At 44.6% G+C, this 12425-nt stretch carries 9 protein-coding genes; 7 read left to right on the top strand and 2 right to left on the bottom strand.

Annotated elements, in window-relative coordinates; translation table 11 throughout:
• Positions 1 to 285 precede the first annotated feature (285 nt).
• The 7 genes from gltS to AC29Z1_RS04900 all read left to right on the top strand — a co-directional run bounded on the left by gltS (position 286) and on the right by AC29Z1_RS04900 (position 8242).
• Complete coding sequence (gltS, locus tag AC29Z1_RS04930; protein WP_488270343.1) at positions 286 to 1518, top strand: sodium/glutamate symporter; 1233 nt, start codon at positions 286 to 288, stop codon at positions 1516 to 1518.
• A 23-nt stretch (positions 1519 to 1541) separates the two neighbouring features.
• A complete protein-coding gene (ftcD, locus tag AC29Z1_RS04925; RefSeq protein WP_488270342.1) occupies positions 1542 to 2435 on the top strand; it encodes a glutamate formimidoyltransferase in 894 nt (297 codons plus the stop codon).
• A gap of 15 nt (positions 2436 to 2450) precedes the next feature.
• A complete protein-coding gene (locus AC29Z1_RS04920; RefSeq protein ID WP_488270341.1) occupies positions 2451 to 3077 on the top strand; it encodes a cyclodeaminase/cyclohydrolase family protein in 627 nt (208 codons plus the stop codon).
• Positions 3078 to 3338: 261 nt separating this feature from the next.
• Positions 3339 to 3977, top strand: a complete 639-nt coding sequence (locus AC29Z1_RS04915; protein ID WP_488270340.1) for a YczE/YyaS/YitT family protein — start codon at positions 3339 to 3341, stop codon at positions 3975 to 3977.
• Between the two features lie 27 nt (positions 3978 to 4004).
• A complete protein-coding gene (gene rarD / locus AC29Z1_RS04910) occupies positions 4005 to 4970 on the top strand; it encodes an EamA family transporter RarD (protein ID WP_488270339.1) in 966 nt (321 codons plus the stop codon).
• A gap of 12 nt (positions 4971 to 4982) precedes the next feature.
• Entirely contained in the window at positions 4983 to 7166 is a 2184-nt protein-coding gene (locus AC29Z1_RS04905) for a DNA topoisomerase III (RefSeq protein WP_488270338.1), read from the top strand.
• Between the two features lie 35 nt (positions 7167 to 7201).
• Complete coding sequence (locus AC29Z1_RS04900) at positions 7202 to 8242, top strand: glycosyltransferase family 9 protein (RefSeq protein ID WP_488270337.1); 1041 nt, start codon at positions 7202 to 7204, stop codon at positions 8240 to 8242.
• Positions 8243 to 8451: 209 nt separating this feature from the next.
• Here the strand turns inward: AC29Z1_RS04900 and AC29Z1_RS04895 are convergent, their stop codons facing one another.
• On the bottom strand, positions 8452 to 11586 hold the full coding sequence (locus tag AC29Z1_RS04895; RefSeq protein ID WP_488270336.1) for an efflux RND transporter permease subunit: 3135 nt from the start codon (positions 11584 to 11586) through the stop codon (positions 8452 to 8454).
• 12 nt (positions 11587 to 11598) lie between these two features.
• On the bottom strand, positions 11599 to 12425 hold an 827-nt coding region (locus tag AC29Z1_RS04890), incomplete at its 5' end, for an efflux RND transporter periplasmic adaptor subunit (protein WP_488270335.1).

Genomic DNA, 12425 nt, shown 5'->3' with positions numbered 1-12425 from the left:
GTTAAAAATCAGCGAACGTAAACTATGGTACAAAATTAAAGAGTACAAATTAAAATAATAATGCAAATTTTTCAACTACTGCAAAATTTTCCTGCAAATTTTGCAGTAGTTTTTTTGTTTTCCTACTATTTCTACTACTATGGCTGATTTTTGCCTACGGCTTATTTGGCACAATATTTGCACTATATTGTAATGAAGTAATAATTTGTTAACAGCGGAAGGGAGGGATTAAAGCAAGTATTTCATCCATCTGTATATAAGCAAAATATAGTGGGAGGGAAGAATGTGTCGTTTGAAGTTGTAAATAATGTTTTGGTGATGAAACTCGACATTGTGGCTACGGTAGCTGTTGCCATCTTATTATTAATGTTCGGTGCTTGGGTACGCCGAGTGTTTCCAGTATTAACTAGATTCTGTATTCCATCGGCGGTTATTGGCGGCTTTACCTTCTCCCTATTGGCCTGGATGCTTAAGGAAACCAACACGCTGGTTTTCAAAATGGATACTACTTTGCAGATGCCCTTTATGCTTGCCTTCTTTACTACCGTAGGTTTGAGCGGCAGTTTTGGACTTATTAAAAAGGGTGGCAAATCACTCATTATTTATTTGGTAGGCTGTTGGGTTTTAGCCATCATGCAGAATGTTGTTGGCGTAGGTACGGCCTTTTTGACAGGAATCCATCCGGTACTTGGCGTAATGGCAGGAGCCGTTTCCTTAGAAGGCGGTATGGGAGCAGCTTCGGCATTTGGACCGACAGCCGAACAACTGGGAGTGCAGGGAGCCTTTGTTGTTGCCGTAGCTTCAGCAACGTATGGATTAATCAGCGGTGGCTTGATGGGTGGCCCATTGGCCAAATGGTTGATAGAACGCTATAACTTGCCCATTGAAACCAGTCAGGAAGAGCTACATGAGCTGAATGAAGTGAAAGAAAAAGAAGAAGACACGATAACCAGTGATAAGGTTATGTATATGCTGGCCATTATTCTTGTATGTATGGTGTTTGGCGCCATGGGGTCTAATAAGCTCAAGGACCTAACAGGCTTTGTCCTGCCAGGCTATGTAGGGGCAATGTTTGTTGCTGTAATCATAAGAAACTTTAATGATATTAAACCGGTATTTACTATGAGTGAAAAGGCAACCGATTTAATTGCGGACGTTAGCTTGGGAATATTCTTAACAATGGCAATGATGTCATTGAAAATTTGGGAACTTGCAAATTTAGCCGGCCCATTAGTTATCATTTTGGCTGTCCAAACTATTTTTATGCTGGTGTATTGTATTTATTTTCTATTTCCGTTATTGGGGCGCAATTACGACGCCGCTGTCATGTGCGCAGGCATGATTGGTCATGGACTTGGTGCAACTCCAAATGCCATTGCCAATATGGGTGCAGTATCAGAACGCTATGGTGTAGTTTCGCGTAAGGCCTACTTGATTGTTCCGCTTTGCGGTGCAGTATTAATTGATATTGTTGGTATACCTAATATTGTCTGGTTCATCAATTATTTCGCAAAATAATAGGATGTAAAGGAGCGTAAGATATGGAAAGGCTTGTTGAATGTGTTCCAAATTTTAGTGAAGGTCGCCGTCCGGAAGTTATCGTGGCGATTACAGGAGAAATAACCAAAGTACCAGGAGTTAAACTGCTTAATGTTAACTCCGATGCCAGTCATAATCGTACGGTAGTCACTTTTGTTGGCGAACCGCAGGCCGCTAAATTAGCAGCCTTTAATGCCTGTGCCAAAGCGGCTGAACTGATTGATATGGAGAAGCATCAGGGTGAACATCCCCGTATTGGCGCTACCGATGTTATTCCGTTTATTCCTGTAAGTAATGTTACGATGGAAGAATGTGTTGAACTTGCCAATGAACTGGGAAAGGAAATCGCAGAAAAGCTCAATATTCCAGTGTATTTATATGAAGCGGCTGCTAAAACGCCAGCTAGGGTTAAACTGCCTGATGTGCGTAAAGGCGAGTATGAAGGGCTAAAAACCGCGATCAGCACTCCGGAGCGCATGCCGGACTATGGTCCGGCCCGGATGCATCCGACTGCCGGTGCAACCGTAGTTGGGGCGCGCCAATTCCTGATTGCTTATAACATTAACCTCAGCACCAGTGATGTTACTATTGCCAAAAAGATTGCAAATAGTATTCGCGAGGCCAAAGGCGGCTATAAATATTGCCGGGCCATGGGAGTAATGATTGAAGATCGAAATATTGCACAAGTTACCATTAATATGGTAGATTATACCCAAACACCTTTGCATCGGGTATTTGAAACCGTCAAATCGGAGGCCGCGCGGTACGGGGTGGCTGTTATTGGCAGTGAAATTGTCGGTATGGTACCGCTGCAAGCTCTTATTGATACTGCCGACTTCTACTTGCGCCTAGAAGGATTTGACCGTAAGCAGGTGCTGGAAGAAAACCTTAAATAACAGGGGGCGCGCCAGATGTTGATTCAAATGAAAATAACCGAATTCCTAGAGGAGTTGGCCTCAGATTCACCGGCGCCAGGTGGCGGCAGTATTGCAGCTTTGGCTGGAGCGCTTGGCGGGGCCTTGACAGCTATGGTATGCCGACTAACCGTGGGCAACAGCAAATACACGGAAGTGCAAGCTGAGGTAACGAATATTCTGGCTGAAGCTGACAGCCTGAGGAGTGCACTTGCCAATTATGTGGATGATGATACTGAGGCATTCAATAACGTTATGAAGGCTTATAAGCTGCCCAAAGCCAGCGAGGAGGAAAAGGCGGCACGAACTGCTGCTATTCAACAGGCAATGCAACAGGCGGCTAAATTGCCATTGGATGTTGCCGAATGTTGTTTGAAAGTTCTTGCCTTGGCAAGTCGGGTGCTCACGATTGGGAATGCCAATGCTGCCAGCGACGCTGCAGTAGCAGGTCTGATGGCTCATGCCGGCTTACATGGTGCACTGTTTAATGTAAGAATTAATGTAAGCAGCATAAAAGACGAAACATTTATTGCTGCTACCGAATCCAAGATTAAGGATTTGGTTGAGCAGGACGATAAGCTGTATAATGAACTTATGACAGCCGCTAACAAGGTTATTGGCTAACTAACTGTTTGCCTCCGGTTATTCCGGGGGCATTTTTATCATTATTGCTGTTTTGGCTACCCTGCTGCCTAATGAGTTTGCCAATATCCAGGCCTAAACAAATAAAACGCTAAAAAGGACTGAACTTAATGGTAATAGTTCAGTCTTTTTCCTTAAAAAGGCAAAATGTTAGCTAGCTCCATCCTTGCATTTATCTTGGCTTGTGTTATTATTAAAAAGATATACTTAATGATCTGAAGTGAGCAATAGGATGATACTAGGATGATGATTAAGCGAATAGCATTTTTATTTTGGGGACTTTTCTTGTTTGCCCTGGGAATTGTGCTTACTGTCCAAAGCAATTTGGGAACTTCGCCTTGGGATGTTTTGCACCTAGGATTAACAAACTATCTTCCTTTAACACTGGGGCAAGTATCACAGATGACCGGGATACTGGTCATTGGGGTTAGCTGGTTTATGGGAGTAAAACCTGGTTGGGGCAGTCTTGCCAATATGTATTTTATTGGTCTGTTTATTGATATAATTATGGCTGCTGGCTGGATTCAAATGGTAAACCATTGGCTGATGCAGCTATGTATGTTGCTTTTGGGTATCTGGCTAATTGGATGGGCTAGCTTTTTCTATTTATCGGCTGCTTTTGGGGCCGGACCACGGGATAGTCTGATGGTGGCTACTATCCAGAAAACTGGCTGGCCGGTATGGAAAATACGAACCATTCTTGAGACCAGTGTGGCAGTTATCGGGTATTTTCTTGGCGGACCTATCGGCATTGGGACGATTATTATTGCCTTTTTGCTTGGACCGTCAATTCAATGGGCTTTTAGTATTATGGGGAAGCGCGCCCAGGATATCAAACATGATCCGCTGATTTTGTGGAAAAAAAAAACAGGTTATCACTGATAAGCAGGAGTAAAGGTGGGAACACATTTGAATAGACAAATCAGTCAGCAAAGTGAATTGATGAAAGGAGTATTTTCAGCGGTTGGCGCTTATCTCTTATGGGGGATATTACCGGTTTACTGGAAACAGATTACAGAAGTCTCAGCCTATGAGATTTTAGCCCATCGTATTATTTGGTCTTTTGTTTTTATGTTTTCAGTCATTTTAGCAACTCGTAATGTGCGTCAGTTTATTGAGGAAACTAAACAGATCTGCCGAAACTCTAAAAAACTTGCTGGTTTAGTTACAGTCTCTTTCTTAATCAGTATTAACTGGTGGGTGTATATTTGGGCGGTTAATAGCGGTCACATTGTAGAAACCAGTCTTGGATACTATATTAACCCGCTGGTTAGTGTCTTACTGGGGATCATTGTTTTGAAAGAAAAATTGTCTTTATGGCAAAGCTTCTCATTTCTGTTGGCGGCAAGCGGTGTACTTACTTTAACGGTGAATTTTGGCATGATTCCTTGGATATCTTTATCGTTAGCCTTTTCGTTTGCTTTTTATGGCATGTGTAAAAAGATTCTTAATATTGGAGCGGTAACGGCTACTACACTGGAAACACTTATTGTGTTGCCATTTGCAGCAATATATCTGTTACAGTTAGAGGCACAGGGAAGGGCCGCTTTTAGTTTGGCTGCGCCAACTACTGCTGCCTTATTGATAGGAGCGGGTGCAGTCACTGCTATTCCGTTATTGCTGTTTGCCAGCGGTGCAAATCGATTGCCGTTAAGCTTGCTGGGCTTTACTCAGTATTTGTCACCGACAATTGCTTTGGCAGTGGGAGTCGTATTATATCATGAACCGTTTACCAATACACATTTGACTGCGTTTAGCTTAATATGGATGGCGCTAGGGATATTTTCCTTTGCCAAGACCAAGGTGTTTGTTAAGGGGGAGCAGCGAATTATTGGCTGGTTCAGGGAGCAACAATGCCGGCATGAAAATTATTAAGTGAGGTCAATTATGAGCAAAACTATAGTATTAGCCGAGAAGCCTTCTGTAGGCAGGGACTTAGCTAGGGTACTGAATTGCAATACTAAAGGAAATGGTTATTTTGAGGGACAAAAATATATTGTTACATGGGCACTTGGGCATCTGGTAACACTGGCAGATCCTGAGGCCTATGACGAAAAATATAAAGTTTGGCGGCTGGAAGACTTACCTATGCTGCCCAAGGAACTCAAACTGGTTGTTATTAAACAGACAAGTAAACAATTTCATGCTATCAAAGAACAGCTATTACGCAAAGACGTTAATGAAATCGTTATTGCTACCGATGCCGGTCGCGAAGGTGAACTTGTGGCCAGGTGGATATTGGAGAAAGCGCATGTCAATAAACCGATCAAACGATTATGGATTTCTTCGGTTACCGATAAGGCCATTCGGGATGGTTTTAACCATCTGAAACCCGGAAAACAGTATGAAAATTTATATGCTTCGGCAGTAGCTCGGGCTGAGGCTGACTGGCTTGTTGGTATTAACGCTACTCGGGCCTTGACTACCAAGTACAATGCCCAATTGTCTTGTGGACGGGTCCAGACACCGACACTGGCTATTATTGCTGCCAGAGAAGCCGAGATAAAGAATTTCCAGCCGCGTACCTATTATGGAATCACGGCTACTGCTGAACGACTGAAGTTAACCTGGCAGGATAGTAAAACCAAGGACAGTAAAACCTTTGACAAAGAGACTTGTGAGAGGATTATCAAAACAATAACCGGCAAACAGGCGGAAATCATTGAGGTACATAAAGTAACCAAGAAAATTTTTTCGCCAGCTTTATATGACTTAACGGAACTTCAGCGAGATGCCAATAAAATTTTTGGATTTTCGGCAAAAGAAACTCTGTCCATTATGCAGAAATTATATGAAACCCATAAAGCTTTAACCTATCCGCGGACTGACTCGCGCTATCTTTCCACAGACATTATTGAGACCCTAAAAGACAGGGTCAAGGCATGTGATACCGGCCTCTATTCTCGCCAAATCCTGAAAATATGGAAAGGGCCCATTAAGGCTGGCAGTCATTTTGTTGATAACAGCAAGGTATCAGATCATCATGCCATTATTCCTACCGAGCAGCCGGTTGTGTTGGCTACATTAACGGATAAAGAAAAGAAAATTTATGATTTAGTTGTAAAACGGTTTCTGGCAGTATTGCTTCCGCCGTTTGAGTATGAACAGACAACAATTAAAGCACAAATTGGCAGCGAAATATTTATCGCTAAGGGAAAGACTGTGCTATCGCTTGGCTGGAGAGAACTTTATCATAGTCTAGATGAAGAAGAGGGCGGTGATGATATTGCAGAACAACTGCTGCCCAGCCTCCATAAAGGTGAAAGATTGCCAATATCTGCGGTTTCATTGACAAAAGGTGAGACCAAGCCTCCGGCTCCCTTTACTGAGGCGACATTACTGTCGGCTATGGAAAATCCAGTAAAATATATGACCGGGGAAAGCCAGGCACTCAAACAGATTATTGGCGAAACCGGAGGACTCGGTACAGTTGCTACCAGAGCCGATATTATCGAAAAATTGTTTAGCAGTTTTGTGATTGAGAAAAAGGGCAAAGATATTTTTATTACCTCCAAAGGCAAACAACTGTTGGAGTTAGTACCGGAAGAACTGAAATCCCCGGCTTTGACTGCTGTATGGGAACAGAAATTAAGTGCCATTGCCAAAGGACAGTTATCAAGACAGGCGTTTATTGCGGAGATAAAAGATTATACGAAAGCCATTATTAATGGTATAAAAAACAGTAAGGAACAATTTAAGCACGACAATCTCAGCCGTACTCGCTGTCCGGAATGTGGCAAGTACTTGCTGGAGGTCAATGGCAAACGAGGAAAAGCATTGGTTTGTCAAGATCGCGAATGCGGTTACCGGAAACAGATGTCTCAGACTACTAATGCCAGATGTCCCCATTGTCACAAACGGCTTGAACTTAGAGGTGAAGGTGAAGCACGGACATTGGTGTGCAGCTGTGGTTACCGTGAGAAATTTGCAGCCTTTATAGAGCGCAGAAAGAACGAAAAAGATGCAAAAGTCTCGAAAAAAGATATAGCACGCTATCTTAAGCAGCAGTCAGATGGCCAGCCGTTTAATACGGCACTCGCTGAAGCACTTGCTAAGCTTACATTACACTAACGGATGAATCAGAAGTAACCAAAGGCGGTAGGTTTATGAGTCGGGAGATATTAATAATTCGATTAAGCTCAATCGGTGATGTTATCCATTGTACACCGGTAGCCAGATCATTGAAAGCAGCCTGGCCTGATTGCAAAATTACCTGGCTTGTCGGCGAAGTCTGTGCGGACCTTCTTAAGAATAATCCGTATGTGGATGAAATCATGGTCTGGTCGCGGGAAAAGTTTGAGAAATCTCTCAAGTCATATGAGTTTGGTCAGGCGCTTACCCTCTGGCAGGATTTGCAGCAACAACTGGCGGCAAAGTCTTTTTATGCCGTACTTGATATTCATGGCTTGTTTCTTACAGGAATGATAGCTAAACAGGTAAGGACTGAGCGACGCATCGGCATGCGTGATGCCAGAGAACTCAATCCGCTGTTTATGACTGAGAAAACAGCACCGCTAGGAACCCATATTATTGATAAGTACCTGGGAGTCTTGACTGCCCTGGGAATTCAGCCAACCTGCCGCGAAATGACACTGGTTGTGCCGGAGGATGCCCGGGAGTTTGTCAAAGAATTTTTTCATCAAGAAAATGTGATGCTAGGGGACAAGCTTGCCATACTGGTTCCCGGTACAACTTGGAAAACTAAGAATTGGCCGCCAGAACACTTTGCCATGGCGGCGCAAAAGCTTGCCAAAGATTTTAAGATCCTCTTATGCGGCGGCAAAAGTGAGTTAGCTTTGGGGCGAGAAATTATGGCTAAGGCTGGTGTGCCGGTGATCAACGCGATTGGCCAGACCCGTTTGTTGGAAATGGCGGCTATGCTTGAACGTGCAACCATAGTTATAGCCGGGGATACTGGGCCGCTGTATATGGCTGCTGCTTTAGGGACGCCGACAGTATCTATCTTTGGTCCGACCAATCCGAATACTTATGTACCGCCTGGCAGGGGGCATGCTTTTGTCTATAATTTGCAGCCCTGTTCTTTTTGCCACAAAACCAAATGCCGGTTTAATAGTATTAATTGCATGGCCAGTGTACAGCCGGAAGCAGTCGTAAGTGAGGTCTATAAAGTATTGCAAAAGCGGTAAGTTAGTCTTTTTACTTCGTGACAGTATTCTTTTTTCATGTATTGTTGTCAAGTGTTGAAACATATTTTAATTTGTTTCATAGATTAAACTTTTTGGAACCATACGCCTAGCGTGTGGTTTTTTGCTTACGCAAATAAAAATATCGCCCAGCAAAGACTGATACTGGGCGATACTTTGAAACTTCAGGAACGGAATTTACCTGAGCAAAATCAGGTGCTATGTTTCATTTTCAAAGACTTATATTTAGCTACACCGTATTCAATAGCAACAAACAATACTGGAACAAGGAAGATACCCAGGCTGGTAGCTACGATCATCCCGCCGACAACGGTTGTACCAAGTGCTGAACGGGCGGCAGCACCGGCTCCTGTTGACAATGCCAAAGGAATGCAGCCTAAAATGAAGGCAAATGAAGTCATCAAAATTGGCCGTAGTCTGAGTTTTGATGCTTCAATGGCTGCCTGTACCGGGTCCATGCCTTTGTCAGTTCTGACTTTGGCATATTCAACGATCAAGATAGCATTTTTGGCTGCCAGACCGATAAGCATAACCAGACCAATCTGCATGTAAACGCTATTTTCCATTCCACGAGCATAGATAAAGAGAACTGAGCCTAAAATGCCTGTGGGTACTGATAAAAGTACGGCAAAAGGTACACTCCAGCTTTCATACAAGGCTGCTAAGCACAAGAACACGAACAGCAGCGCAAAACCGAAAATAATGGGGGTCTGACCACTGGAAAGCTTTTCTTCGCGGCTTAAATCAGCCCATTCGTAAGTGAAGGTTTGGGGCAATACCTCGGCTGCAACTTCTTCTAAAGCCTTCATGGCTTGACCTGAGCTGTAGCCTGGAGCCGTGGTGGCATTAATTTGCATTGCAGGGTAACCGTTATACCGTTTAATCAGTGTCTGACCAGTAGTGGCAACCGGCGTGATGAGTGTATTTAGCGGTACCATGGTGCCGGCTGAGCTCCGCACATAGAAGAAACGGGTTGCATCCACATCAGAGCGGAATTCCGGTTCAGCCTGAAGCATAACCTTATAAGTACGGCCAAATCTGTTGAAGTCATTTACCTGAACACCGCCCAGGAAGGTTTGCAGGGTAGTAAACACATCTTGGACAGGTACACCTAACGCTTTGGCCTTTTCTCTGTTTACTTCATAACGATAGGAAGGTGTGTCTGCCCGGAAACTTGATTGTACCATAGCAATTTCCGGACGCTTTCTGGCGGCTTCTATAAACTGCTTAGAAACATTGCTCATTTCCTCTACCGGAGCGCCGCCTCTGTCCTGAATCATTAAGGTTAAGCCGCCGACGCTACCAATACCCGGCAGGGCAGGTGGGTTAAAGGCAATAACCGTAGCTTCGGGTATACTGCTTACCTTACTCATAGCTTGCTTCAGAATGGAATTTAATTGTGTTTCAGGGGTTGTGCGGTCTGCCCACGGTTCCAAACCAGCAATTACCATGGCGCCGTTGGGTTTAGGACCACCTGCCAGGATATCAAAACCGGCTATTTCCCCGCTGGTTTTTACTCCAGGCAGTGACCGGTAAATTTCACCGACCTGCTTGGCGATGGCCCGGGTACGGTTCATATTAGCCCCCTCCGGCAGAGAGACAACCGATAACATGAAGCCCTGGTCTTCATTAGGGACAAATGTGGACGGAATAACCCGCAGCATGCCGACACACAATATGGCAATTACGACTAAGCCTACCCCCCATAGTTTGGCGCGGCGAATTGAACTGCGAACTCCATCCGAGTAGTTTGCGGTAATTTGCTCAAACCATCGGTTGAAGCGGTCGAAAAATCTGCCCATAATGCCAGTGCGCGGTTCACCGGTATATGGCTTTAAGATCAGGGCGCATAATGCTGGTGTTAATGATAGAGCTACAATCGCCGACAAGGCCATGGAAACAGCAATGGTTAAGGCAAATTGCTTATAGAGAACGCCAGTTGTTCCAGTGAAAAAGGCAACAGGAATGAACACAGAAGCAAGCACGAAGGCGATAGCGATAACAGGACCGGATACATCTTCCATGGCCCGGATCGTGGCTTCCTTGGGGCTTAGGCCAGAATACCGCATGTGATGCTCAACGGCCTCCACAACAACAATGGCATCATCTACAACCAGACCAATGGCCAAAACCATGGCAAACAGCGTAAGGGTATTGATGGAGAATCCTAATACTACAAAGGCGGCAAAGGTTCCGATCAAGGATACAGGCACTGCGAGCATGGGAATCAGGGTTGCCCGCCAATTTTGCAGGAATAGGTAAACAATAACCAATACTAGCACAAGGGCTTCCAAAAATGTGTGAAGAACCTTCTCCAGCGATTCCCTAATATATTCCGTGCTATCGTTAAGGATGCGATATTCCATATCAGGCGGGAAACGCTTGGCTGCATTTTCAATGACTTGTCGTACAGCGCTAATTGTTTCTAATGCGTTGGCATCGGTGGTGAGCTGGACGGCAAACACAACTGCATCCTTGCCGTCAAAACTACTTTTAAATGAGTTATCTTTAGAACTAAGTTCAACTGTGGCAATATCGCCTAAGTATATAGCCGATCCATCCGGCTGCATACGAATGATAACTTTTTTAAAATCTTCTTCGGTGACTAAACGGCCTTGCACACTGGCCGTGTATTGGAATTCTTGTTCCGGTATCGAGGGAAGCTGACCAATGGTACCGGCAGGTGCCTGCACATTTTGCTCTTTGATGGCATTGGCAATGTCAGAAGCCGTAATCCCCAATTGGGCCAACTTATCAGGTTTGAGCCAAATCCGCATACTATAGTCGGTGCCATATTCGGCAACATCACCGACACCCTTAACCCGTCGAATGTCATCAATGATGTTGATACTGCCGTATGTCTTAAGGAACACACTATCATAGCTGCCCTCTGGCGAAACAAGCGCAAAGTACAAAGCCGTGTCAGGGGAAACTTTACGCGTTGTTACGCCCATAAGCTGCACATCCTGAGGTAAGCCGGCGTTAGCCTGAGCTACCCGGTTTTGGGTGTACATGGTTACCATATCAGGATTTTGTCCTAATTCGAATTTGAGATTGAGCGAATAGCGACCGGTGTCGGAACTGGTAGAGGTCATAGCAACTGCACCTTCTACACCGTTGGCCTGCTGTTCGATAACTTGCGCTACCGTTTTTTCCACGACATCAGCGTTGGCGCCGGTATAGATGGTACTGACGCTAACCTGCGGCGGTGTAATTTGTGGATATTGGGCGATTGGCAGGAAAAAGGCGGCAATACCGCCTATCAATGTAATGAGAATTGCAATAACAATTGCGAAGATGGGTCGATTAATAAAAAACTTTGCCATGAACCAGCCTCCTTACTTAGTGCCTGGAATAGTTAGATCGTTTAGTCCGATCATAGTGATTTTAAGCGGTGAGCCTGGCTGAGCTTTCGCAAATCCTTCGACAACAACAATCTCCTGAGGAGTAAGCCCTTCTTCAACAATTTGTAAATTGCCAACTTTTGGGCCTAACTTAACTGGTTTGGTGACTGCTTCATTATTGGTACCAGCAACAGTGACAAAGGTTTTGCCTAGCATTTCTTGAACAGCCCGCTGGGGAATCAGTAATGCGCCTTTACGGGTTTCGGCAACGGCCACAATTCTGGCAAACATACCAGGGACCAGTAACCGATTGGGATTAGCAAACGTGGCTTTCATGGTTAAGGTACCGGTTTGATTGGCCAACCCCCGGTCAATTTGTTCCAGTTTACCGGTAAGAGGGTATTCACTGCCATCGCTGAGAATTAGCTTAAGCGTTTGTCCCCAAGCATCAGGGGAATTACCTATTTTAGTAAATTTAAGATATTCATTTTCACTCATACTAAAGCGCACTTGTATGGGGTCGACGGTTGAGACCGTTGCTAGTACGGTATCGCCGGCCTTAACATATTCGCCGACACTTAAGAGGTTGACGCCAATCCGGCCATCAATTGGCGATACAATTAAAGTATCTGACAAATCCTTCTGCGCTTGCTCTAGTTTTGCCTGGTAAGCTTTTACTAGAGCTTCTGCTTGTTCGGCCTGTGACATCGCAGTATCCAAAATCTGAATGGCTATGCCACCTTGGCTTGCTAGATTTTTGTAGCGCGCAACATCACGTTGAATATTGCTAAGTGAAGCCTGAGCTTGCGCTACCTGAGCCT

The sequence above is a fragment of the Sporomusa sp. genome (assembly GCF_057736855.1).
The sequence above is the reverse complement of the archived record's forward strand: the minus strand, read 5'-3'. Positions and strand labels throughout refer to the sequence as shown.